General features: G+C 64.1%; 22 protein-coding genes. 8 read left to right on the plus strand and 14 right to left on the minus strand.

Annotation, left to right across the window (positions count from 1 at the left end):
- The 11 genes from G3N59_RS21320 to G3N59_RS21370 form a co-directional block, all read right to left on the minus strand.
- Positions 1 to 742 (minus strand): hypothetical protein (locus tag G3N59_RS21320; protein WP_205984623.1); only part of this gene is annotated, 742 nt, incomplete at its 3' end.
- Between the two features lie 540 nt (positions 743 to 1,282).
- Complete coding sequence (locus G3N59_RS21325; RefSeq protein WP_205984759.1) at positions 1,283 to 3,463, minus strand: ABC transporter ATP-binding protein; 2,181 nt, start codon at positions 3,461 to 3,463, stop codon at positions 1,283 to 1,285.
- 65 nt (positions 3,464 to 3,528) lie between these two features.
- On the minus strand, positions 3,529 to 4,401 hold the full coding sequence (locus G3N59_RS21330; RefSeq protein WP_205984624.1) for an ABC transporter permease: 873 nt from the start codon (positions 4,399 to 4,401) through the stop codon (positions 3,529 to 3,531).
- 7 nt (positions 4,402 to 4,408) lie between these two features.
- Positions 4,409 to 5,422: an ABC transporter permease gene (locus G3N59_RS21335; protein ID WP_205984625.1), complete on the minus strand. Its 1,014-nt coding sequence runs from the start codon at positions 5,420 to 5,422 to the stop codon at positions 4,409 to 4,411.
- A gap of 68 nt (positions 5,423 to 5,490) precedes the next feature.
- Positions 5,491 to 7,164 (minus strand): ABC transporter substrate-binding protein, encoded by a 1,674-nt coding sequence (locus tag G3N59_RS21340; RefSeq protein WP_205984626.1) that lies wholly within the window; start codon positions 7,162 to 7,164, stop codon positions 5,491 to 5,493.
- Between the two features lie 269 nt (positions 7,165 to 7,433).
- Positions 7,434 to 8,471, minus strand: coding sequence for a HoxN/HupN/NixA family nickel/cobalt transporter (locus tag G3N59_RS21345; protein WP_205984627.1), 1,038 nt, complete (start codon positions 8,469 to 8,471; stop codon positions 7,434 to 7,436).
- Positions 8,472 to 8,475: 4 nt separating this feature from the next.
- Positions 8,476 to 8,988, minus strand: coding sequence for a cupin domain-containing protein (locus G3N59_RS21350; RefSeq protein ID WP_205984628.1), 513 nt, complete (start codon positions 8,986 to 8,988; stop codon positions 8,476 to 8,478).
- 145 nt (positions 8,989 to 9,133) lie between these two features.
- Entirely contained in the window at positions 9,134 to 11,242 is a 2,109-nt protein-coding gene (fusA, locus tag G3N59_RS21355; protein WP_205984629.1) for an elongation factor G, read from the minus strand.
- Positions 11,243 to 11,538: 296 nt separating this feature from the next.
- On the minus strand, positions 11,539 to 12,051 hold the full coding sequence (locus tag G3N59_RS21360; RefSeq protein WP_205984630.1) for a DUF192 domain-containing protein: 513 nt from the start codon (positions 12,049 to 12,051) through the stop codon (positions 11,539 to 11,541).
- A 238-nt stretch (positions 12,052 to 12,289) separates the two neighbouring features.
- Complete coding sequence (locus tag G3N59_RS21365; RefSeq protein WP_027817526.1) at positions 12,290 to 12,490, minus strand: hypothetical protein; 201 nt, start codon at positions 12,488 to 12,490, stop codon at positions 12,290 to 12,292.
- A 345-nt stretch (positions 12,491 to 12,835) separates the two neighbouring features.
- A complete protein-coding gene (locus tag G3N59_RS21370; RefSeq protein WP_205984631.1) occupies positions 12,836 to 13,432 on the minus strand; it encodes a pseudouridine synthase in 597 nt (198 codons plus the stop codon).
- A gap of 284 nt (positions 13,433 to 13,716) precedes the next feature.
- Here G3N59_RS21370 and icd point away from each other — a divergent pair, with 284 nt between their 5' ends.
- The 4 genes from icd to G3N59_RS21390 all read left to right on the plus strand — a co-directional run bounded on the left by icd (position 13,717) and on the right by G3N59_RS21390 (position 18,015).
- Entirely contained in the window at positions 13,717 to 14,973 is a 1,257-nt protein-coding gene (gene icd / locus G3N59_RS21375) for an NADP-dependent isocitrate dehydrogenase (RefSeq protein ID WP_205984632.1), read from the plus strand.
- Between the two features lie 87 nt (positions 14,974 to 15,060).
- Positions 15,061 to 15,693 (plus strand): hypothetical protein, encoded by a 633-nt coding sequence (locus G3N59_RS21380; RefSeq protein ID WP_205984633.1) that lies wholly within the window; start codon positions 15,061 to 15,063, stop codon positions 15,691 to 15,693.
- Between the two features lie 204 nt (positions 15,694 to 15,897).
- The gene (locus G3N59_RS21385) at positions 15,898 to 16,254 is read left to right on the plus strand and encodes a hypothetical protein (RefSeq protein ID WP_205984634.1); all 357 of its coding nucleotides are present in this window, start codon (positions 15,898 to 15,900) and stop codon (positions 16,252 to 16,254) included.
- A gap of 162 nt (positions 16,255 to 16,416) precedes the next feature.
- Positions 16,417 to 18,015, plus strand: coding sequence for a multicopper oxidase family protein (locus tag G3N59_RS21390; RefSeq protein ID WP_205984635.1), 1,599 nt, complete (start codon positions 16,417 to 16,419; stop codon positions 18,013 to 18,015).
- Positions 18,016 to 18,251: 236 nt separating this feature from the next.
- On the opposite strand, the gene cspD is transcribed toward G3N59_RS21390, so the two are convergent.
- Positions 18,252 to 18,458, minus strand: a complete 207-nt coding sequence (cspD, locus tag G3N59_RS21395) for a cold shock domain-containing protein CspD (RefSeq protein WP_007586257.1) — start codon at positions 18,456 to 18,458, stop codon at positions 18,252 to 18,254.
- 63 nt (positions 18,459 to 18,521) lie between these two features.
- Between cspD and G3N59_RS21400 the strand changes: the two genes are divergently transcribed.
- From G3N59_RS21400 to G3N59_RS21415, 4 genes are all read left to right on the plus strand, one after another.
- Positions 18,522 to 18,794 (plus strand): hypothetical protein, encoded by a 273-nt coding sequence (locus G3N59_RS21400; protein WP_205984765.1) that lies wholly within the window; start codon positions 18,522 to 18,524, stop codon positions 18,792 to 18,794.
- Positions 18,795 to 19,192: 398 nt separating this feature from the next.
- The gene (clpS, locus tag G3N59_RS21405) at positions 19,193 to 19,507 is read left to right on the plus strand and encodes an ATP-dependent Clp protease adapter ClpS (RefSeq protein ID WP_028213389.1); all 315 of its coding nucleotides are present in this window, start codon (positions 19,193 to 19,195) and stop codon (positions 19,505 to 19,507) included.
- Entirely contained in the window at positions 19,504 to 21,795 is a 2,292-nt protein-coding gene (clpA, locus tag G3N59_RS21410; protein ID WP_205984636.1) for an ATP-dependent Clp protease ATP-binding subunit ClpA, read from the plus strand. Before clpS ends, clpA begins: the two co-directional genes overlap by 4 nt.
- 139 nt (positions 21,796 to 21,934) lie before the next feature.
- Positions 21,935 to 23,341, plus strand: coding sequence for an amino acid permease (locus G3N59_RS21415; RefSeq protein ID WP_346777915.1), 1,407 nt, complete (start codon positions 21,935 to 21,937; stop codon positions 23,339 to 23,341).
- Between the two features lie 71 nt (positions 23,342 to 23,412).
- Here G3N59_RS21415 and dut read toward each other — a convergent pair whose 3' ends face one another.
- Together dut and G3N59_RS21425 are read right to left on the minus strand one after the other, a co-directional pair.
- Entirely contained in the window at positions 23,413 to 23,859 is a 447-nt protein-coding gene (gene dut, locus G3N59_RS21420) for a dUTP diphosphatase (RefSeq protein ID WP_205984637.1), read from the minus strand.
- Positions 23,860 to 23,895: 36 nt separating this feature from the next.
- Positions 23,896 to 24,897: an LLM class flavin-dependent oxidoreductase gene (locus tag G3N59_RS21425; RefSeq protein ID WP_205984638.1), complete on the minus strand. Its 1,002-nt coding sequence runs from the start codon at positions 24,895 to 24,897 to the stop codon at positions 23,896 to 23,898.
- Positions 24,898 to 24,962: the final 65 nt, after the last annotated feature.

Consider the following 24,962-nt stretch of genomic DNA (forward strand, 5'->3'; position numbering starts at 1 on the left):
TGCCACCACCGCCACCGCCACCGCCACCGCCACCGCCACCGCCACCACCGCCACCACCACCGCCGTTACCACTGCCGCCCGAGCCGCTGGAGCCGCTGGTCGAGCCGCCGACACCCGAAGTGCCTCCGCCGTGTCCGCTTCCCGAACTGCTGCTCGAACTCGTGCTGCCGGACACGCCTGCGCCAACACCACCCGCGCTGGCGGAACTCGACGATGAACCGCCGCGTCCGCCCTGGCCGCAATTGCCGTTGTTGTTGCTGCCGAAGCAGTTCTTCGGCAGGAAGACCGTGGCCGCGTCCGACGCTTCGCTCACGGTTTCCGTGCCTGGCGCGCTGCCGGTCGTGGCTGCGGTGCCGGGCTTGGCGCCCGAGCCTGCACCCGCGCCAGCCGCACCGCCCACGCCGACCGTACCGGCCGATCCGCTTGCGGGCAGGGGAGCGTCCGCGCTGAATGGCGACGCGCCCGGAGTGGAAGACAGCTTGCCCGCCGTGCCCGCCGTGCCCGCCGTGCCGGCGGAACCCGGCCCAGAGGCATCGACCGGCATGCCGGCATCGTTGACTGCGCCACCGCTTGCCGGCAAGGCAGCATCGGCGACGACAATCCAGGTCGGGGACGTGACGTTGCTCTCGGCGTGTGCGCCGATGGCGGGCAGGAGCACGCTGGCTCCTGCCGCGCCGATTGCGACGATTGCGAGTCCTCGGCCAACCCCGTAGCAGTACTGATGAAATGATCTGTTCTTCATGACTTCCTCCCGGGAAGCGATGGCGCGTGTCCGCTTCGCTTCTCTTGCGCCTTGTGTCTGACGCTGCGCAACGACTGCGCGGGCGCCGACCCCCGTCAGGCTGAATCCGCCTTGCGCCGGTGTGCGTCCTTATCGTGGGAGCGCGTTGTCATGCCAGCCGAAGCGGTACACGTGGCACACGGCGGCTTTCTGATCGGATGGCCGGCTTATACAGGAGTCCTTTCCGATTGTCGTATCCCCGTGAAGGGGCGGCAGACCGCAGGACGTCCATGCATGTTGTGGGGCCGGTCATCCGATTGCCCGCTGCGACGCTGTGCGCTATACGCCCCGAAACGTCGCTGGGCGGCTACCGGATGCCTGATATCGATGTAGCGAGTTCTATGCCATCGGCCTGAAAAGCCCATGTGTCGGGGACTTTACAATCGACCTATGGTGTCGGCGCTGAAAAAATCGCTGAAAACGTATCGGCGGTGAAACGTCTCAGTGTGGAATGGCGAAATCCGTTGCAAATGCGGACAGCACAACGAATTCGTCTGATTTTCAGCGCGTGGCCGGCGGGGTATTGGCGTGCTGCAAGGCGCGCAATTCGTCGGCGGGAATGTGGCAACGGATGCGGTGAGCATCGACATCCGCGTTGCCTGCCGCTGTTTCCGCAAATGGCGGAGCGGTGTTGTCGCAGATTGCGCCGAGCTTGCGCGGGCAACACGCGCTGAAGACGCAGCCAGTGCCTGCTGGCGAAGGCGACGTACCGGCAGTGGACTCATAATCCACCGGATGCTCACGCGCCAACGAGCCCGCATTGAGCAGCGTCTCGGTGTACGGATGGCAAGGGCCGCCGAGCACCGCGCTCGCCGGGCCGCTTTCCACCACGCGGCCCGCGTAGAGCACCATGACACGGTCCGCGAGATAGCGCACCACGTCCAGATCGTGGGAAATGAACAGATAGCTCACGCCGCGCTCGCGCTGCAGACGCGCGAGCAGATTGAGGATCGCCGCCTGCACCGAGACATCGAGCGCCGAAGTCGGCTCGTCGCAGATCACCACGCGCGGCTCGCCCGCGAAGGCCTGGGCGATCGCCACGCGTTGCTTGAGGCCGCCCGAAAGCTGCCGCGCCCGCGCGTTGAGATAGCGGATGGGCACGCGCACCGCATCGAGCAGGCTGGCGATGCGGGTCGCGTTGTCAGCGCCCGGGTGTTCGTCGGCGGCACGCACGAGCGCCCGGCTCACCAGCCGGTTCACCGGCAAGGCGCGATTGAGCGAGGCATCGGGATGCTGGAACACCATGCGCAGCGCCCGCAACGCCTGCGCATTGCGCCGCGCGAGGCGCGCCGCGAGCGGCTTGCCGTCGAGTTCCACCGTGCCGCCCGCATCGGCGGTATGCACGCCTAGCAGCAGCTTCGCGAGCGTCGTCTTGCCGCTGCCCGATTCGCCCACAAGCCCCAGCGTTTCGCCCGCACGCAATTCGAGCGAGACATCGTCGAGCACGCGCAATGCCCGCTCGCCATGGCCGAAAGTGCGCGAGAGATGCGTCGCGCGCAACACGACCGGCGCGTTTTTGTCTGTTTGTTCGTTTGTCTGTTGTATGCCGACTTCGGGCGCGCGCATTGCTGTCGGTGCGCTTGCGTACGCATCGATCGATGCATCGGCTGCGATCGAATCGCTTGCATTGGCCGCATCCGAGGCGGGCAGCGCGATGGCGCGCTCGTGATAGTGGCAGCGCGACATCTGCTCGCCATGCGTGGCTTCCATGCGATGCGGCGGCGGCGCGTGTTCGCGGCAGCGAGCATCGGCAAGGCGGCAGCGTGGCGCGTAGATGCAACCGTGCGTGAGCGTGCCGGGCGCGGGCAGTTCGCCGGCGATCGTGTCGAGCATGCCGTGCGCCTTGGTGCGGCCAGGCGCCGGCAGGCAGCGCAGCAATCCCACGGTGTACGGATGGCGCGCGCGCTCGAACACGTCCTGCGTCGCGCCTTCTTCCACCAGCCGTCCCGCGTAGAGCACGCCCACGCGTTCGCACATGCGCGCGATCACGCCGAGATCGTGGCTGATCAGCAGCACGGCCATGCCCAGTTCCGCGCGCAGTTGCGCGACCAGGGCGAGCACTTCGGCTTCGACAGTGGCGTCGAGGCCCGTGGTGGGTTCGTCGAGGATCAGCAGGGCGGGGTTCGAAGCCAGCGCCATGGCGATCACCACGCGCTGCTGCATGCCGCCCGAAAGCTGATGCGGCCAGCTTGCCAGCACGCGCGCCGGATCGGCGATCCGCACGCGCGCGAGCATCGCGTGGGCCTGGGCGAGCGCGTCGGCGGCGCTCGCGCCTGCGGCTTCGAAGGCTTCGCTCAACTGGCGCGCGATCGTGAGCGTGGGGTTGAGCGCGCTCGCCGGGTCTTGATAGACCATCGATACCTTATGCGCGCGCAAGCGGCGCAGGCCCTCGCGATCGAGCGCGAGCACGTCCTCGCCCGCGATGGCGATGCGCCCGGATCTCACGCGGCCGTTGTGCGCGAGATAGCGCAACGCGGCGAGCGCGACCGTGGATTTGCCGCAGCCCGATTCGCCGACCAGCCCATAGGCTTCGCCGCGTTTGATGCGCAGCGAGACATCGGTGAGCACGTCGCGTTCGCGGCCGCGCACGCGGTAGGTCACCGTGAGGCCGACGAGCGCGAGCGCGTCGTCGGCGCGCGGCGCGCTGAAGGTCGCGAGGGCGGGGCGCTTTTCCGCTGGCAGGTCCGCGTTTTTGTCGACGCTGCTGGCCACGTTCTTGCCCGCGCTGTTGTCAGCATGATGCCGATTCACGATTCGAGCACCTCGCGCAGACTGTCGGCGATCAGGTTCACCGCGACCACCAGCGAGCCAATCGCGAGCGCATCGAACGCCACGGTCCACCACGCGCCGCCCGCGAGCAGCGCATACGATTCGGCCAGCGCGAGGCCCCAGTCGGCGGAAGGCGGCTGGATGCCGAAGCCGAGAAACGACAGCGTCGCCACCGCGAAAATCGCGTAGCCGAGCCGCACCGTGGCTTCGACGACAATCGGCGGCCAGACGTTGGGCAGGATCTCCGCGAACATCACAAAGAGCGCGCTTTCGCCGCGTAACTGCGCGCCGCTCACGTAATCCAGATGACGTTCCGCGAGCACGGCCGCACGCACGGTACGTGCGACGAGCGGCGCGAAAGTGATGCCGATCACCAGCACGACGGCAAGGTTCGATGCGCCCACGCCCGCAAGCACCAGCAGCGCGACGATCACGAGCGGCAGCGCGAGCACGGCGTCGAGCGCACGCGCGACCAGCGTGCCGGCCCAGCCTTCGAGATAGCCGGTGACGAGGCCGAGCGCCGCGCCCGCGAGCGTGCCCGTCAAGGTGGCGAGCGGCGCGATCGTGAGGATGTCGCGCGCTCCGACGATCACGCGCGAGCAGATATCGCGGCCGAGCTGGTCGGTGCCGCACCAGTGCGTGCGATCGGGCGGCATCAGCGAGCTGAGCGGATCGGACGCGTAGGCGTCGTAAGGCGCGATCCACACGCCTGCAATCGCACAGACGATCCACGCGAGCAGGATCAGCGCGCCCAGCACGAAGGCGGGCGAGCGCAGCAGCAGGCGCAGCGTGGCCGTGAATCTCGCCGATGCGCGTGAATCGTCGATTGATGCGGATACCGTATCGTTCATGCGGGTTTCATCGGCTGGCAGGGTTGCGCAGGCGCGGATCGAACAGCGCGTGCAGCAGATCCGCGCCCAGATTCGCGAGCGTATAGACGAGCCCGACCGTGAGCACGCCCGCTTCGAGCAGCGGAAAATCCTTCGCTTTGGCCGCGTTGTAGATCAGCGAGCCAATGCCCGGATAGCGGAAAAGCGACTCCACCACCACCAGTCCGCCGATCAGATAGCCAAGCTGCGTGGCCGCGACCGTCACGCTCGGCAGCAGCGCGTTGCGCAGCACGTGGCGCACGATCACGGTATGACGCGGCAGGCCCTTGAGGATCGCGGTGCGCGTGTAGTCGGCGTCGAGCGCGTCGAGCATGCCCGCGCGCGCGATCCGCGCGAGATAGCCGAAGAACACCAGCACGAGCGGCAGCACCGGCAACACGAGATGGCGCAGCGTTTCGAATACGCCTGCATCCGGCGGCGCGACGGCCTCGATCGGCAGCCAGCGCAGCCACACGCCGAACACGAGAATCAGCGCAATCGACGAGACGAATTCCGGCACCGCGCTCGCGCACAGGCCGAGCGTGCTGATGAGGCGGTCGAGCCAGCGTCCGCCGTACAGCGCGGCCAGCACGCCGCCGCCGATGCCCAGCGGCACCACCACGATAAACGCGAAAAAGCCGAGTTTCGCCGATTGCAGCAGCGCGTCGCCCACCATCGGCGCGACCGGCTGGCGGAAGGTCCACGAACTGCCGAAGTCGCCGCGCAGCGCATGGCCGATCCACGCGAAGTATTGGTCGAGCAGCGGGCGGTCCGCGCCCAGTTGATGATTGAGCGCGGCGACGGCGCGGGCATCGGCGAGCGGGCCGAGCACGGCGCGGCCGATATCGCCCGGCAACAACTGGCCGCCCGCGAACACCAGCACGGAAAGCAGCCAGAGCGTGAAGAGCGCCCACGCGGCGCGCTGGGCGAGAAAGCGCGTCGCGCCGCCGCCCGGCGTGAGGCGTCGAGACAGGCCGGGCGGTTTCGTCAGCGGTGTAGCCATGAGTGTGGCAAAAGCTGCAGGGTCCAATGCGGGCGCACGGCGAAATGCGCCCATGACGTCGCGACGACTCAGCCCGAAAGCGTGGCGCGATCGAAATACAACTGCGCGAGCGCGGTGAAATGCACGCCCGACAGCGTGGTGCGTTGCGCGATCAACTGGTCGTAGAAGTACGGAATGATCATCGGCGTTTCGTCGAGCAGCAGCGTCTGGATCTGCGCGGACACCTGCTTTTGCGCGGCCACGTCGAGCGTCGCGACGAATTGCGCGACCAGCTTGTCGTACTGCGGATTGCGAAAATGCGCCGCGTTCCACGTGCCGCCGCTCGTCAGCGGCGCGTTGAGGAACACGTTCGGCACGCCGCGATGGCCGTAGTCGGTGATGCCGAGCGGCGCGTCGAGCCAGTCCGATTTGCCGTAGGTGCCCGCGCCGTAATACTGCGACTGGCTTTCGACTTTCAGCGCGATACGCACGCCAATCGCCTTGGCCGCGTTTTGCACGACCACGGCCAGATCGGGAATCTCCATGTACTTCTCGGTCGTGAGGGTGACGTCGAAACCATTGCCCACGCCCGCCTGCGCGAGCAACTGGCGTGCCTTCGCGAGATCGACCTTGCGTTGCGGCACGCTCGTGGCCGTCGAGGGGAAGATCGGCGCGAATGGGCTGTCGTTGCCCACCACGGCGCGGCCCTTGAAGAGCCCGCGTACCATCACGTCGCGATCGAGCGCGAGCGCCAGCGCCTGACGCACGCGCTTGTCCTTGAACTGCGCGACGTCGTTGCGCATGTGGATCTGGCGATGCGCGCTCGAACGCACGCCGATCACCTTGAAATCCGGGTTGTTGAGAATGCCGATGCCGCCCTGCACGGTGAAGGTGCCCATCACATCGGCTTGACGGCCTTGCAGCGCGAGAATCTGCGCCTGCTCGTCGGCGTAGAAGGCGAACTGCACGCGCTCGGGCAGCGCCTTGTCGCCCCAGTAGCCGTCGTGGCGCACGAAGCTCGCGCCGCGCCGCGCCTCGTATTTTTCGAGCTTGAACGGCCCGGTGCCGATAAAGCTTTTCTCGTAGTTGCCCGCGTAATTGGCAGGCAGCAGCACGGCGTTGTAGTTGTCCGAAGAAACGTAGTAGGGGAAGTTGCCGTTGGGCGCGTCCAGATGAAACGCGACGGTGTGTTCGTCGACGAGCTTCGTGCCGCCTTTCGAGAGCACGCCCTTGAGCACCGAAAGCGCCGCCGAGCCGCTGGCCGGATCGGCGAGACGGTCGAAGGTGGCCACCACGTCCTTCGCGCCGAACGGCTGGCCGTCGTGGAATTTCACGCCGGGGCGCAGCTTGAAGGTCCAGACATCGGCCTTGGCGTTCGGTTGCCAGGAGAGCGCGAGCGCCGGTTGCAGATGGCCGTCGGCGTCGTCGTTGACGAGGAATTCGCCGGTCTGGTTCAGCAGACACAGCGCGCCCGCATCGGTGACGGTGAGCGGGTCGACGGCGCCCGCGGGCATCAGATGCGCCACGCGGATGGTCTGGTTGCCGGGCTTGCCTGCGCTCTGGGCGCGCGCGGTGCGTGGCGCGAGCAGGCCGCCGCCCGCGAACGCGAGGCTCGACAGCCCGAGCACGCCCGCGTAGCGCAGCAGTTCGCGCCGTGTGAGGCGGCCGGCGAGCAATTCGTCGAGGGCGTGATTGCCATAATCCCCGGCGCTGGCGCGCCAGGATTCGAGATCGGGGGAGACGTTGGACTGCGGACGTTTCATCGGCGCGTATTTCCGTGCGGTTCCGTGGATGGGCGTGGCCGCGGGGAAGCGGGGGAAGCGGTCACGACGGCGGCATGCGGTGCGGCTGACGACGAATGAAGCTGGCGACGATCCGGCGATCGCCATGGTTGGCAGGCCAGTTTACGCGTTTTCCGGGATCGGCACGAGGCCAGGGTTCTGCGGGGTTGCGCTCGCGCGCGGCGCATGGCCGCGCTTTCGCCGGAACAGCTGTAGCAGCGGCGCGAACCTCCGCTATCGCGCGGGAGGCGTCAGAGCGCGCCCGAGGCGGCGGCAGGCCGACGCCAGCGATGGAACAGCACCGAGCCGATCCAGCAGGCGATAAAGAGCGCGACGATGCCATAGCCCAGTTCGCCGAAGCGGTCGTTGAGGCTTGATGCGAGCGTCCACACGCCGCCGCTCGCGCCGAGCTTGTCGCCGATCAGACCGATCGCTTCCACGCCGCCGATCACGATCGCCACCAGCGCGGACACAAAGGTGATGCTCGCGTTGTAGTAGAGCTTGCGTCTGGGGTCGTCCATGGCCCAGCCGTAGGCGTGCACCATCAGCACGTTGTCGGTGGAATCGACGAGCGTCATGCCGGCCGTGAAGAGCGCGGGGAACACGAGGATCGAGTACATCGGCAGGCCCTTGCCGGCCTCGGCGGCGGCGATGGCGAGCAGGCCGATTTCGGTGGCCGTATCGAAGCCCAGACCGAACAGCACGCCCACCGGATACATGTGCCAGCTTTTCGTCACGAGCTTGAAAAGCGGACGCAGCGCGCGCGAAAACAGGCCGGCGGGCGCGATGTCCTGTGCCGCGAGCGCGGCGCTTTCATCGCTATTCGGCGTGCGCCCGGCTTGCCGGTAACGCCGCCACACGTCGCGCAGAATCACGAGATTCACGCCCGCGAGCACCAGCAGAAAGCCTGAAGACACCAGCGTGCCGATAGTCGAGCCGATCTCGTGAAACTGCTCGAAGCGCCCGTGCAAGGTCAGCGCCGACAACGCGATGCCGATGGTCGCCGCAATCACGATGCTCGAATGCCCGAGCGAAAACGCGAGGCCCACGCCCAGCGGCTGCTGGCCGCGCTGCATGAGCTTGCGCGTGACGGCGTCGATGGCGGCGATGTGATCGGCGTCGACGGCGTGGCGCAGGCCGAAGCCATAGGCGAGCAGCGCAGTGCCGAGCAGCAGCGGATAGTGGCGAAAGGCGATCAGCGCCCATGCCCAGGCGCCGAGGTTCGCGGCGATCAGCACGGCGTAAAGCGGAATCAGGCGGGTGAGCAGGCGCTGGGCGGGCTGTGTCATGCGTTCAATGATCGTGCGGGTGGCGATGGATCGGATCGACCCAGTAGACGGTTTCGGGGGCTTCGACGGCGTCGATGTTCAGATTCACGACGACCGCCTCGTTGTCGCTGCGCACGAGCACGCATTCGAGCGGATCGTCGGTGCTCGCGTTGATCTCCTGGTGCGGCACATAAGGCGGCACGAAGATGAAGTCGCCGGGACCGGCTTCGGCGGTGAACTCCAGATGCTCGCCCCAGCGCATGCGCGCGTGGCCGCGCACCACGTAGATCACGCTTTCCAGTGCGCCGTGATGATGCGCGCCGGTCTTCGCGTTCGGATGAATCGTCACGGTGCCGGCCCAGATCTTCTGTGCACCCACGCGCGCGGCGTTGATGGCGGCGGCGCGATTCATGCCGGGCGTCTGCGCGGTGTTGCTGTCGAGTTGATCGCCGCGGATCACCTTGACGCCGTTCTCGCGCCAGTCGACCGGCGCGCTTTCGTCGTGATCGTCGTGATGATGTTCGTGGTCGTGACTCATCGTCGTGTCTCCTTGCGGTGGCTTGCGTCGTGCGAGCCGCGCGCAGCGTTGTCGCTGCATTGTGTCATGGTCAAAATTTCGCCGCGCGCGCGAAAAAAAAGCCCGTCCAGCAGGGGACGGGCTTTCGTGTGAGACCTCAGGCGCGTTACGACTTCTTCGCGTTGATGACGGCTTCGGCCACGTTCTGCGGCGTTTCCGAGTAGTGCTTGAACTCCATCGTGTACGTGGCGCGCCCTTGCGTGAGCGAGCGCAGCGAAGTGGAATAGCCGAACATTTCCGAGAGCGGCACTTCGGCGCGCACGATCTTGCCGCCGCCGCCCGCAATGTCTTCCATGCCCTGCACGATGCCGCGACGGCTCGACAGATCGCCCATCACGTTGCCCATGAAATCCTCGGGCGTTTCCACTTCCACGGCCATCATCGGTTCGAGCAGAATCGGCTTGGCCTTGCGCATCGCTTCCTTGAAGGCCATCGAACCGGCCATGCGGAAAGCGTTTTCGTTCGAGTCCACGTCGTGGTACGAACCGAACGTGAGCGTCACCTTCGTATCGACGACCGGATAACCCGCGAGCACGCCAGCCTTCAGCGTCTCCTGGATGCCCTTGTCGACAGCCGGAATGAATTCGCGCGGAATCACGCCGCCCTTGATCGCATCGACGAATTCGTAGCCCTTGCCCGGCGCCTGCGGTTCGAGCGTGATGACCGCGTGACCGTACTGGCCGCGCCCGCCCGACTGCTTGACGAACTTGCCTTCGACATCCTCGACCTTGTTCTTCACGGTCTCGCGATACGCGACCTGCGGCTTGCCGACGGTCGCTTCCACGCCGAACTCGCGCTTCATGCGATCGACCAGAATTTCCAGGTGCAGCTCGCCCATGCCGGAAATGATGGTCTGGCCGGACTCTTCATCGGTCTGCACGCGGAACGACGGATCTTCCTGCGCAAGACGATTGAGCGCGATGCCCATCTTTTCCTGGTCGGCCTTGGTCTTGGGCTCGACGGCCTGCGAGATCACCGGTTCCGGGAAGATCATGCGTTCGAGCACGATCGGGTTGGCGGGATCGCACAGCGTGTCGCCCGTCGTGGCTTCCTTCAGGCCCACGGCAGCGGCGATGTCGCCCGCGCGCACTTCCTTGATTTCCTTGCGCTCGTTCGCGTGCATCTGCAGGATGCGGCCCAGACGCTCGCGCTTTTCCTTGATCGCATTGAGCACCGTGTCGCCCGATTCCACCACGCCCGAATAGACGCGGAAGAAGATCAGCTGGCCGACGAACGGGTCGGTCATGATCTTGAAGGCGAGCGCGGAGAACGGCTCTTCATCGTTCGGATGACGCTCGATTTCCTTGTCGTGCAGGTCGTGGCCCAGAATGGCGGGCACATCGACCGGCGAGGGCAGATAGTCGATCACGGCATCGAGCATCGCCTGTACGCCCTTGTTCTTGAACGCGCTGCCGCACAGCATCGGCACGATTTCGCCGGCGATGGTGCGCTTGCGCAGCGCGGCCTTGATCTCGTCTTCGGTCAGGCTTTCGTGATCTTCGAGATACTTTTCGAGCAGCGCTTCATCGGCTTCGGCGGCGGCTTCGACCATCTTGTCGTGCCACTCCTTTGCCGTCGCGACGAGATTCGCCGGAATCTCTTCGTACTCGAACTTCACGCCCTGGCTTTCGTCGTCCCAGACGATCGCCTTCATCTTCACGAGATCGACCACGCCCTGGAAGTGATCTTCCGCGCCCACGGGAATCTGGATCGGCACCGCCACGCCTTTCAGACGCTCGCCGATCTGCCGCTGCACGCGGAAAAAGTCCGCGCCCACGCGGTCCATCTTGTTGACGAACGCAATGCGCGGCACCTTGTACTTGTTCGCCTGGCGCCACACGGTTTCCGACTGCGGCTGCACGCCGCCCACCGAGTCGTACACCATGCACGCACCGTCGAGCACGCGCATGGAACGCTCGACTTCGATCGTGAAGTCCACGTGCCCCGGGGTGTCGATGATGTTGATGCGGTGTTCGGGATAATTGCCGGCCATGCCTTTCCAGAACGCAGTCGTCGCGGCCGACGTGATCGTGATGCCGCGTTCCTGCTCCTGCTCCATCCAGTCCATGGTCGCCGCGCCGTCGTGAACCTCGCCGAGCTTGTGATTCACACCGGTATAGAAAAGGATGCGTTCGGTCGTGGTGGTTTTGCCGGCATCGATGTGGGCGCTAATGCCGATATTGCGATAGCGCTCGATGGGAGTCTTGCGAGGCACGGTGATCTCCTTGGAAAGACGCGCCATGGAAAGTGCCGGGCGGCGCGCGGCGCGGCCTGCGCGCGGTCCGGCGGCCCGCGCGGACGGCTTGCCCGGATGGAATCGGGCAAGCCGGTGCCGCGCGGCGGATTACTAGGATAGCGCTTGCGCGTGGCTTTTGCTGGTAACGGTGCCGCAGCGGCCCGGCGGGCCTTGCCAGCCGGCGCGCGGACGTAAAAAAACCGGCGCCGCGCGCAGCGGGGCCGGTTTTTCGAGGCAGGCGGAGGGCGCGCGTGCGGCGACGCCGGATGCCGCGCTTACTGCATCGGCGGCAGGCCTTCGATCTTCATGCCGGGCTTGATGCCCTTCGACGTGAAGAAGCCCTTGCTCATCTCCAGCGCATACACGCCGTTGTTGCGCGGGCAGTGGTTGTTGGTGGTTTCGGCCTGCATCTCGTCGATGTCGGTGATCGTGCCGTCGGCGCGCATGAAGGCGATCGACAGCGGGATCAGCGTGTTCTTCATCCAGAAGCAGTGCACGGCGTTTTCGCCGAACACGAACAGCATGCCTTCGTTAGGCGCGAGCTGCGTGCGATACATGAGACCTTGCTCGCGGTCCTGATCGTTCGCGGCCACGGCGGCGTCGATCACGAACATGCCGGCCGTGAGCTTCAGACGCGGAAAATCGCCGGGCTGCTTCGCGCCGGGCGGCATCTGCTGGGCATGCGCCGGCGTGCTGATCAGCGCCGTCGACAGCGTGAAGGTCGAGACGGCGGCAAACGCAGCGGCGAGCGCGCAACGCGCGATAAACGGGCGCAGGGAAAATCGCACGAGAAAGCTCCTGGGTAGGGATTAGTCCGCGCATGTTACGCGAGTCGGTCGGCGCGGGTCAAAACTCGCAGCAGCATGACGACGCGTCGCGATGTTGCAGCGTGCATGCGCACAGCTTTTAACAGCGATATGTCGAGACGACATAAACAAAAAGGCAGAGCGCCTTGCGACACTCTGCCTTTCGAACGAAGCGAAGATCGGCGCTGAGCGCAGTTCTTCGAAACGTCTTACAACAAGCTTACTCCGAAGCTGCCGAAGCTGCTTCAGCCTTAGCTGCTGCCTTCTTGTGCGACTTCTTGTGCGACTTCTTGTGCGAAGCCTTGTGTGCCGACGAAGCAGCAGCTGCCGGAGCAGCCGAAGCAGCTTCCGGAGCCGAAGCTTGTGCGAATGCAGCCGATGCGAAGAGGCCAGCGACCAGAGCAGCGATCAGTTTGTTCATTTTGTGAATCCTCAGCTTGAGTTAATTAACCAAGTGACCCGGTTATTGGATCAGGTCGGTAAACGTGCCATCCACCTTTCGGTTGACAGTCGGATCGACAAATTCGTGCGAACTTGCAATTCGTGTCTGCCAGCGGTCGGGACCGTGCATTGCTGCGAGGACCCTGAAGGCTGAATGCCGGATAGCTTCGGCGGCATCTGCGTGGTTTAACGCATGGTCCGCACAGTCGGTTGACGCGAAGTTTTCATTTGCTTCGCGTTTTTTTGACGATGCGCGGCAACTGAAAGGCGCAGGGTTTTAGCCTGCATTTACAGGCCAAAAACAGGAAAAGTGCTTGTGCAACAGTTACTTGTGCGTGCGTGGCGCATGCGGGGCGGGTTTCCACGGCGCATCGGTGGGCACATCGACGCTCTCGCCGGGCGCAAGACCCAGCGAAAAAATATCGAGCGAGCCGATCGCAACACGCACGAGACGCAGCGTCGGAAAGCCAACGGCCGCCGTCATGCGCCGCACCTGGCGATTTTTGCCCTCGCTGATGGAGAGTTCGATCCAGGTGGTGGGAATCGCGGCGCGAAAGCGGATCGGCGGCGTGCGCGTCCAGAGCAGCGCCGCATCGGCATCGGAAATTTTTCGTGCCCGACACGGCTGTGTCACATAGTCGCCGACATCGACGCCGCGTTCGAGCGCGGCCAGCGCGTCGTCGCCGGGCGCGCCTTCGACCTGCGCCCAGTAGCGCTTGACGAGCTTGCGCTTCGGTTCGGCGATGCGCGATTGCAGGCCGCCATCGTCGGTGAGCAGCAGCAGGCCTTCGCTGTCGGCATCGAGACGGCCAGCGGGATAGACGTTCGGCGTCTTGACCCAGTCGGCCAGCGACTGACGGGTCTCGTGCGGCGAAAACTGGCAGATCGTGCCGAACGGTTTATTGAGGGCGATCAAGCGCATGGCAAAAGAAACAAAAGGCAAATCAGGAATAGGGTAGCGACGCGATCTTAAAGCATCTCGCCGATCCGCCTGTCATGAGTCTTATATAAGACATGAGACATCATCGGCCGATGCGGGCGGCTTGAGGGCATCGGCACGGGCGTTCGGGGCGTGGGCTAGAATAACGGCCAGACCGGGCGCCGCGCAGCAGATTGTGTGCCGCGCGCTGCCCGAAGGCTGCACGCAAAATTAACGCATAGCGATCCGTTCGCGCTCCACAGACGATCCCCCTTCTGGAGTTGATCATGCCGTATCAGCACATCAAGGTCCCGGCGGGCGGTGAGAAGATCACCGTCAATCCGGATTTCTCGCTCAATGTCTCCGACCAGCCGATCATTCCGTATATCGAAGGCGACGGCACCGGCGTCGATATCACGCCGGTCATGCTCAAGGTGGTCAACGCAGCCGTCGAGAAAGCCTACGGCGGCAAGCGCAAGATTCACTGGATGGAGATCTACGCGGGCGAGAAGGCCACGCGCGTATACGGCCCGGATGTGTGGCTGCCCGATGAAACGCTCGACGTCGTGAAGGATTACGTCGTGTCGATCAAGGGCCCGCTGACGACGCCGGTCGGCGGCGGCATCCGCTCGCTGAACGTGACGCTGCGCCAGCAGCTCGACCTCTACGTGTGCCTGCGTCCGGTGCAGTACTTCAAGGGCGTGCCTTCGCCGGTGCGTGCGCCGGAGAAGGTCAACATGGTGATCTTCCGCGAGAACTCGGAAGACATCTATGCGGGCATCGAATGGCCGGCGGATTCGGAAGGCGCGAAGAAACTGATCGCGTTCCTGCGCGACGAAATGGGCATTGCGAAGATCCGCTTCCCGGAAAGCTCGGGCGTGGGCGTGAAGCCGGTGTCGCGCGAAGGCACCGAGCGTCTCGTGCGCAAGGCGATCCAGTACGCGATCGACAACGAACGCCGCTCGGTGACGCTGGTGCACAAGGGCAACATCATGAAGTTCACCGAAGGCGCGTTCCGCGACTACGGTTATGCGCTCGCGCAGAAGGAATTCGCGGCGGAACTGATCGACGACGGCCCGTGGATGAAGATCAAGAACCCGAAGACGGGCGCCGATATCGTCATCAAGGACGTGATCGCCGACGCCTTCCTGCAGCAGATCCTGTTGCGCCCGGCCGAATACGACGTGATCGCCACGCTGAATCTGAACGGCGATTACATCTCGGATGCGCTGGCGGCGCAGGTGGGCGGCATCGGCATTGCGCCGGGCGCGAATCTGTCGGATTCGGTGGCGATGTTCGAAGCGACGCACGGCACGGCGCCGAAGTACGCGGGCAAGGACTATGTGAATCCGGGCTCGGAGATTCTCTCGGCGGAGATGATGCTGCGTCACCTCGGCTGGACCGAGGCCGCGGATCTGATCATCGCTTCGATGGAAAAGTCGATTCAACAGAAGCGCGTGACGTATGACTTCGCGCGGCTGATGGAAGGCGCGACGCAGGTGTCGTGCTCGGCGTTTGGTCAGGTGATGATCGATAATATGTGAGTTGGCTTCGATTTAGCTTCAGCACACACTGCCAGACCCCGGTGAGCACGCGTGACGCCGGGGTTTTTCTTTTGCGCTCCGATCCCGATGAAACATCAATACCTCGAAAGCCTGCGCCGCGGCACGCGCGAATATCATCGCCGACATCAATGGCGACTTGAGAATGGCCTGTTCATTCCTCACCTGTACCCCGAAGAAAATCAGGAAAAACTGTCCTGGTGGGACGATGTTGGCTTCATCCTGGGCGGCAGACGCGTGATCGTGAACTGGGTTCATCCGCGCTGTGCGTACGAGGATGCGATCGAGCAGCAGGTGCTGTCAGAAGTTGCCTCGCCTGAGGACTGGCCGCCCCGGGGTGCAGACGGCGAGAAAACCTATCGGAAGTTGGGGCGCTCGCGCAAGAAAGTCGCGACCATTGCTTTTGGGCCGCTTTCGCAACCGTGGGAAGACTATTACTCAGCATTCGAAGCCCGTCAGGACGAACTGATGCGCAGCGGGATCGATCTGGAAATTCGGCCTTCCATGAAGATTGGCTGGTGCTACCACGCGATGCTCGTGAGCCTGACGGCTCCTCTCGAAGTGCGTTCGACAGAGGGCATTGAGTCGCTGGCGGCACTTGCGAGACGGCTTGTGAAGCGCGAGACCACGATCGAGCAGGAATGGCCCGAGTATCGCTATGGTCGGGAAGACTGGCTCGCTGAAGCCACGAAACGCGTCTAGTTTCGCGGCGATAGCGGGAGCCCTGGTGCGCAGCAGGAAGTTTGATTCGGATGTCAAACTAAATGGACGGCCCTTGAATCGCGAACATAGAATCGCGAACCAACTCTCCGCTAAACGATGCCGGTTGGCAGGATGGTCGCGCCATGTTTGGGCACTTTGTCTGCGCTATCATGGCAACCATCCATCGCACGTCGTTTCTCTTTCATGACGGTTCTGTGTCGCCTTCTTCTCGTTTGCGTGTTTGCGCTGCTCGGCATGCGCGGTGCGAACGCGTGCGAGCAGATGACACATGGCACGCACGCGATGCCCATGACGGCGCAGATCGACCACGGCGTCGCTCATAGCCTCGATCGCCTCGATTACTCCAATCGTCCCGATACCTCCGATTGCCGCCACCATGCGGGTTGTTGCAGCCAGGGCTGCGGCAGCCATTGCGGCGCGCCGCCGCTGGCGTCGCACGTCGATCACTACACGCGCGCGCACGACGCGCCATCCGTGCCGGTTGCCGCCTTGCGCGCCGGCATTACGCACGCGCCTCCTTTGCCTCCTCCGATCGTCTGAACGCAGGCTTCAGGCCATCCATCGTTCGACGAGACTTCGCACGCCATCACGCCATTGCGCACCATCACGCACCAGCATGAATCGCGTGCGAAAGCGATATACGCCAGCGCCGCGTGCCAAAGCTGCACGCCGCGCCGGTAGACGTATTTGAGGAATTCATCGATGAAACGCAGAGAATTTTTGTCCGGCGTGCTGGGCGCCGCAACGGCGACGCTGTTCGCGCGCGCGTCCGTGGCGGGCGAGGCCATGCCGGGCATGGGCAACATGGGCAACATGGGCGGCATGGCCGGTATGTCGGGCACGTCGGCCGAAATGCCCCACGCGCCCGCGCCGCTAGCCGCCGCTGACGCCTTGCCCGCAGGCGCGCCGCTGGCCGCCTTGCGCACGCTGGCGAACGACAGCCGCGAAGCCGGCGTCTTCCGCGCGACGCTGATCGCGCAGCCCGCGCCCCACGCCTTGCTCCCAGGCGTTGCGCCCACCACCTTCTGGCAGTACGACGGCGCGCAATCGTCCGATCATCGCGGCCCTGTGATCGGCCCGCTGATCGACGTGCGCGAAGGCGATCGCGTGGAGATCCGCTTCGTCAACCGTCTCGCCCAACCCTCGACGATTCACTGGCACGGCCTGCCCGTGCCGCCCGATCAGGATGGCAATCCGTCGAAGCCGATCGAACCCGGCGCGGAGCACACCTATCGCTTCACCTTGCCGAAGGGCAGCGCGGGCACGTACTGGTATCACCCGCATCCGCACATGCTGTCGGCCGAGCAGGTGTTTCGCGGGCTGGCGGGGCCGATCGTCGTGCGCGCCGCCGACGATCCGCTCGCGGCCTGGCCCGAGCGTCATCTGTTCGTCTCCGACCTGAAGCTGGCCGCCGACGGCACGATCCCGGCCAACAGCATGATGGACTGGATGAACGGCCGCGAAGGTCAGTTCGTGCTCGCAAACGGCGCGCGCGAACCGCACATCGAAGTCGTGCGCGACGAGCGCTGGCGCGTCTGGAACGGCTGCAACGCGCGCTATCTGCTGCTGGCATTCGACGATGGCCGCGCCTTCGCGCAGGTCGGCACCGATGGCGGCTTGCTGGGCGCGCCGCGCGAAGGCGTGAGCTCGCTGCTGCTGGCGCCCGGCGAGCGTGCCGAGCTGATCGTGCGCGCGGGGCAGGGCGCATCGGCCGCACGCCTGCTCGCGGCGCAATACGACCGCCGCAAAATGGCGATGACACACGGCAGCCTGCCGCCCACGCCCATGGCCACGCTCGCCCAGGTGAAATTCGCGCCACAGGAAGCGAGCAAGGCGTTACCGGCGCAACTGCTCCCGATCGAGCGGCTCGTGCCGTCGGACGTCAAAAAATCCGTGGTGTTCAGCGAGGAAATGGATATGCACGCGATGCACCAGCCGGGTGCATCGAAACGCAGCATGCCCCAAGGCATGCATTTCATGATCAATGGCGAGTCATACGATCCCGCGCGCGTCACGCTCACGAGCCGTCGCAATGAAGTCGAAACCTGGACGATTGCGAACCAGACGGACATGGATCATCCCTTCCATCTGCACGGCACGCAGTTTCAGGTGCTTGCGCGCGAGTCGGGTGGCCAGCGCATCGAGGAAACGCTGCTTGCGTGGCGCGACACGGTCAACGTGAAACCCGGCGAAAGTGTGCATCTGGCGACCGTTCAGCACGAGGCGGGTGATCGCATGTTTCATTGCCACATCCTCGAACACGAGGACCTCGGCATGATGGGGACGCTGCGCGTGATATGAGGCACGGCGTAATTACATCGATTCATATCGATTCATGCGCGTATCTAATGCCTCATTAACACGCGCGAGTGAAATCAATGTGAAAAATTGTGAGTTGCGCCAGGTGTTTTATTCAAAATGCGTAGTGTGGAATATCACAGTCAAAAAAATCCGACGGACTCCACATTAACAAAAGCGTTTGCCCAAAAAAGAAACCCGGCCGAAGCCGGGTTTCCAAGGTACAGATATCGAACAGATCAGGCTGCAGACTGAATGTTCGATGCCTGTTTACCCTTCGGGCCTTGCACGACCTCGAAGCTCACCTTCTGACCTTCTTTGAGGGTCTTGAAGCCATTCATTTGAATAGCCGAAAAGTGAGCGAACAGGTCCTCGCCGCCTTCATCCGGCGTGATGAACCCGAAACCCTTCGCGTCGTTGAACCACTTGACCGTACCGGTTGCCATACCAACTTCCCCTGTAACTCATGTCACTACCACGAGCAGTTCGAAAAGCTAAACGATCGCGAAATGCGATCGCCCCCTCCTCACAAGCTCACCAACGGCATTTTTTCGAAATTAAAGGCGGTTGAAAAAAGTGCCAGCTTGATTGTTGAGGCTCTTTATTCTGGTGTCAAGAATATTTTGAGACGTGCTCGGACGCGTTGTAAAGATCGCATTTCCAGGGTTTTTCCGGCTTTTCTAGCGGCCATTGCTGCTGCGGCGCGCAACACGTTGCCTCAGCACGCATCCGGTTCGTTTTTTGTCCCTACCCGCACGATGGCGTTGAACCACGCATCTTGAAAAGTCGCATAATCGACTCACATGGGGAACACGCGGTTGCGAAGGCAGCGAGGGCAACGGCGGCGAGGCAGGGCGCACACGTGGCACGAAATCTGTTTGCATGCGTGCGCAGGCCGACAAAGCGTCGACGATAGGCCCGTAAGCGCTGCCCACGTGAGCGCGCAGGTTGTGCGATACTCGATTCGACGGTGGCCCGAAAGCTGCTGGCAGGAAGATTCGAACCGGCCCCGCAGCCGGGCGCCCATGCGAGACACTGATCTGGGCGAAGTTGATCGAGCCCGGAACGGGAAGGCGCAGGGATTGCTCGCAGTGATGAGGGCGCCGGAGCCAGCGTCACCGGACGGCCGGTCGGGTTTCGGCAGGATTGCGGGCCTGTCCGAGTTGTTTAGAATGGGTGTATGGCGATTATCCCGGACAAGCAGGATTCAACCGTACTGGAGCGGCAGGAGCAAAAGGTCAAACCGCCCTCCATGTACAAGGTCGTGCTGATGAACGACGACTACACGCCGATGGAATTCGTCGTGATGGTCGTGCAGGAATACTTTAATAAAGACCGCGAGACCGCAACGCAGATCATGTTGAAGGTCCATCGCGAGGGCAGGGGTGTTTGTGGGGTCTATACGCGGGACATCGCGTCGACCAAAGTTGAGCAAGTCGTTACCCACGCACGGCAGGCCGGGCATCCGCTGCAGTGTGTGATGGAGGAAGCATGATTGCCCAGGAACTGGAAGTCAGCCTGCACATGGCGTTCATGGAAGCACGTCAGGCGCGGCATGAGTTCATCACGGTCGAGCACCTTTTGCTGGCGCTGTTGGACAACCCAACAGCAGCGGAAGTGCTGCGAGCGTGCGCCGCGAATATCGAAGACCTGCGACAGAACCTGCGCAACTTCATTCACGACAACACCCCTACCGTGCCCGGCACGGATGATGTCGATACGCAGCCGACACTCGGGTTCCAGCGCGTGATCCAGCGCGCCATCATGCACGTTCAGTCCACTTCCAACGGCAAGAAGGAAGTGACCGGCGCGAACGTGCTCGTGGCGATCTTCGGCGAGAAGGACTCGCACGCGGTGTACTACCTGCAACAGCAGGGCGTCACGCGTCTGGATGTGGTGAACTTCATTTCGCATGGCATCGCGAAGACCGGCAGCGGCGAAGCCGCCAAGTCGAGCGACGCCAGCGCGGAAGCCGAAGACGCCGCAGGTCAGAAGGAAACCCCGCTCGCCCAGTTCACGCAGAACCTGAACCAGATGGCGAAGGACGGCCGTATCGATCCGCTGATCGGCCGCGAGTCGGAAGTCGAGCGCGTCGTGCAGGTACTCTGCCGCCGCCGCAAGAACAATCCGCTGCTCGTGGGCGAAGCCGGCGTAGGCAAGACCGCTATCGCGGAAGGCCTCGCCTGGCGCATCACGCGCGGCGAAGTGCCGGACATCCTTGCCGATGCCCAGGTCTACTCGCTCGATATGGGCGCGCTGCTGGCCGGCACGAAATACCGTGGCGACTTCGAGCAACGTCTGAAGACGGTGCTCAAGGAGCTCAAGGAGCGTCCGCACGCGATCCTGTTCATCGACGAAATTCATACGCTGATTGGCGCGGGCGCGGCATCGGGCGGTACGCTCGACGCATCGAACCTGCTCAAGCCGGCGCTTTCGTCGGGCACGCTCAAGTGCATTGGCGCGACCACGTTCACGGAATATCGCGGCATCTTCGAGAAGGACGCGGCGCTGTCGCGGCGCTTCCAGAAGGTCGACGTGATCGAGCCGACGGTCGAGCAGACCGTGGCGATCCTGCGCGGGCTGAAGTCGCGCTTCGAAGAGCACCACGGCGTGAAGTATTCGTCGGGTGCGCTCAACGCGGCGGCTGAGTTGTCGGCACGCTTCATCACGGATCGGCACTTGCCCGACAAGGCGATCGACGTGATCGACGAAGCGGGCGCGGCGCAACGCATCCTGCCGAAGTCGAAGCAGAAGAAGACCATCGGCAAGAGCGAGATCGAAGAGATCATCTCGAAGATCGCGCGCGTGCCGGCGCAAAGCGTGTCGCAGGACGATCGCAGCAAGCTGCAGACGCTCGACCGCGATCTGAAGGCCGTGGTGTTTGGCCAGGATCCGGCCATCGACGCGCTGTCGGCTTCGATCAAGATGGCGCGCGCGGGTCTGGGCAAGACGGACAAGCCGATCGGCTCGTTCCTGTTCTCGGGTCCGACGGGTGTCGGCAAGACCGAAGTGGCGCGCCAGCTCGCGTTCACGCTCGGTATCGAGCTGATCCGCTTCGACATGTCCGAGTACATGGAGCGTCATGCGGTGAGCCGTCTGATTGGCGCGCCGCCGGGCTACGTCGGTTTCGACCAGGGCGGTCTGCTGACTGAAGCCGTCACGAAGAAGCCGCATTGCGTGCTGCTGCTCGACGAAATCGAGAAGGCGCACCCGGACATCTTCAACGTGCTGCTGCAGGTGATGGACCACGGCACGCTGACGGACAACAACGGCCGCAAGGCGGATTTCCGCAACGTCATCATCATCATGACGACGAATGCGGGCGCCGACACGATGAACAAGTCGACTATCGGTTTCACGACGCGCCGCGAACAAGGCGACGAAATGGCCGATATCAAGCGCCTGTTCACGCCGGAGTTCCGTAACCGTCTGGATGCGACGATCAGCTTCCGTGCGCTCGATGAGGAAATCATCATGCGCGTGGTCGACAAGTTCCTCATGCAACTGGAAGATCAGCTGCACGAGAAGAAGGTCGACGCGCTCTTCACCGACGCACTGCGCGCGCATCTGGCCAAGCACGGTTTCGACCCGCTCATGGGCGCGCGACCGATGCAACGCCTGATCCAGGACACGATCCGCCGTGCGCTCGCCGACGAACTGCTGTTCGGCAAGCTCATGACCGGTGGCCGCGTGACCGTGGATGTGGATGCGGACGACAAGGTGCTGCTCACGTTCGACGAGCAACCGGCCACGCGTCCGCCGGAGGCGGTCGAAGTAGAATAAGCGGTTTCCGCTTCAGGCCAGCCGGAACGGCGCGGACTTCACGGTCCGCGCCGTTTTGTTTTGTGCGCGCAAGTTCGTCGATTGACGGTGAACGTGCGCGCATTATCGGCGATATGGCCGCATGCCGTAGAGGGTGAAGGTGAGTTCAGATAAAAAGGGTGCGTTCGATTCGATCGTCGAGCGCGAACGCGGTTTGCGCCGCGGGCTGTCCGCCGGTCAGATGACGATGATCGCCATCGGCGGTGCGGTCGGCACGGGCTTGTTCCTTGGCAGCGGTTTCGCGATCAGCTTCGCCGGGCCCGGCGTGCTGATTTCCTACGCGATCGGCGCGCTGATCGCCTTGTTGCTGATGGGCGCGCTCGCCGAGATGACGGTGGCGCATCCGACGTCCGGTTCGTTCGGCGCGTATGCCGAGCACTACATCGGGCCGCTGGCGGGTTTTCTCGTGCGCTATGCCTACTGGTCGGCGTATGTGCTGGCGGTGGGCACCGAGGTATCGGCCATCGCCGTGTACATGAAGTTCTGGTTTCCGCATGTGCCGGGGCTGTACTGGATCGTCGGTTTCTCGGCGGCGTTGATCGTCGTGAACGCGATGAGCGTGCGCGCCTACGGCTCCATCGAATATCTGTTCTCCAGCCTCAAGATCGCCGCGATCGTGGCCTTTATCGTGCTGGGCGCGTGGTTCGTCTGGCATGCGCCGGCGGATTCGGGTGTGGGCGTGGCCAACTACACCTCGCACGGCGGCTGGCTGCCCAAGGGCTGGTGGGGCGTGTGGGTGGGCACGATCGTGTCGCTGTTCAGCTATCTCGGTCTGGAAACCATCGCGGTGGCCGCTGCCGAGGCGCAAGACCCGCAGCGCGCCGTCACGCGCGCGTTCCGTGCCACGGTCGTGCGTCTGGTGCTGTTCTATCTGCTCACGCTCGCGCTGATGCTGGCCATCGTGCCGTGGACGCAGGCGGGCGGCAACGAAAGCCCGTTCGTGAAGGTGATGGCCGAAACCGGCGTGCCGTACGCCGCGGGCGCGATCAACTTCATCGTGCTGGTGGCCGCGCTCTCGGCCATGAACAGCCAGCTCTACATCACCACGCGCATGATGTTCAGCCTGTCGCGCGCGGGTTACGCACCGGCGGTGTTCGGGCGCCTCACGCGTCAGGGCGTGCCGACTGCTGCGCTGTCGCTGTCCACCATCGGCATTGCGGTTTCAGCCGTGCTCAATGCGCTCTGGCCGCAAACGGCGTTCACGCTGATGATGTCGATCGCCATGTTCGGCGCGATGTTCACGTGGCTGATGATCTTCGTGACGCAGATTTTCTTCCGCGCGAAGCAAGGCGGCGAGCCGCTGACATTCCGCATGTGGGGCTTTCCGTTCACGAGCGTGCTGGGTGCGTTGCTGATGCTCGGCATTCTGGTGGGCACGGCGTTCACGCCGGAATTCCGCATGACGATGGCGTATGGCGTGGCGTTCCTCGTGGTGCTGACGATCATCTACGCGCTCTGGTATCGGCGACGTGAAACACCGGACGCCACGTCTGGCGTGGCCCGCTAGGCGCCCCCCCGTTAAAAGCAAAAAAGCACGCTCCAGAGCGTGCTTTTTTGTTGTCGCAACGGCGCGGGGAGTCAGTGCTTGCCCGTGCTGCCGAAGCCGCCTTCGCCGCGCTGGCTGGCTTCGAAATCATCGACGACATTGAACTGCGCCTGCACGACCGGCACGATCACGAGTTGCGCCAGACGCTCCAGCGGATTCAGCGTGAAGGTGGTGTGGCCACGGTTCCAGGTGGAGATCATCAGTTCGCCCTGGTAGTCCGAGTCGATCAAACCGACCAGGTTGCCCAGCACGATGCCGTGCTTGTGGCCCAGACCCGAACGCGGCAGGATCAGCGCGGCGTAGCCCGGATCGGCGAGGTGAATCGCCAGACCCGTCGGGATCAGCTTGGTTTCGCCCGGTTCGAGCGTGACCGGCGCGTCGAGGCACGCGCGCAGATCGAGGCCCGCGCTGCCCGGCGTCGCGTAGTGGGGCAGTTGGTCGCGCATGCGTTCGTTGAGGATTTTGACGTCGATTTTCATGGGGTGTGCGGTTGAGTCAGTGTGGATCGAGGCGCGTTATCGGGATAACTCGAACGCCTCGGCGAGCAATTCGTAGGAGCGCAGGCGTGCCTTGTAGCTGCCCGCGACGGTGAGCACGACGAGTTCGTCGGCGTGAAAACGGTCCTGCAATGTGCGCAGCCGTTCCGCCACGCTTTCAGGCGTGCCGATGATGCTGCGCGGCTTTTCGCGATCGATCACGAGCTGTTCGCGCTCGCCGTATTCCTGCGCGCGGCCTTGTTCGAGGCTCGGGATCGGCGCGTTCAGGCCGTAGGCCATCTGCACGCGGCGCAGATCGACGGCTTTTTCCAGCTCGGCGGCTTCGGCTTCGGTGTCGGCGCAGATCGCGAACACGGCGCAGGCCAGATACGGCCGCGCTTCGTGGCCCGCCTGGAAGCGCTCGCGGTACGCATTCGCCACCAGATGCCCGAAGTGCGCGTTGATGAAATGCGCGAACGAGAAACGCAGGCCCAGTTGCGCGGCCAGCTCGCCGCCAAAGTCGCTGGAGCCAAGTACCCAAAGCTGCGGGCGCGTGGCGATCTGCGGCTGCAGCACGACGCCTTGCGCGAGGTGATCGTCGGCGAGCGTGCCGTCCATCAGGCCGACCAGATCCTGCACCTGCTGCGCGAACTGGTCGCCGCGATTGTAGGCGCCTGCCGCGACGGCCTGTGCCGTGCGCATATCGCCGCCCGGCGCGCGGCCCACGCCCAGATCGACGCGGCCCGGAAACAGCGCCTCGAGCATCATGAACTGCTCGGCGACCTTGAACGGGCTGTAGTAGGGCAGCATGATGCCGCCCGAACCGATGCGGATGCGCTTCGTCACGCTGCCCAGACGCGCCAGCATGACTTCGGGGCAGGGGTTGCAAACGCCCAGCAGGCCGTGGTGTTCGGCGCACCAGTAACGCGTGTAGCCGAGGTCGTCGGCGAGCTGGGCGAGTTCGATGGTGGCGGCGATGGCGTCCGCCGCGCTGTGCCCGGCGATCACGGGCGACTGGTCAAGTACGGAAAGCAGTGTCATGGCGGGACTGCTCCTTCAACTACGGGCGGCAAGGTCGATACCTTGCCGCGTGCATCAAGACAATT

Origin of the sequence: Paraburkholderia sp. Ac-20340, from assembly GCF_017104965.1 — a bacterium.
In the GTDB taxonomy this organism is placed as follows: Bacteria; Pseudomonadota; Gammaproteobacteria; order Burkholderiales; family Burkholderiaceae; genus Paraburkholderia.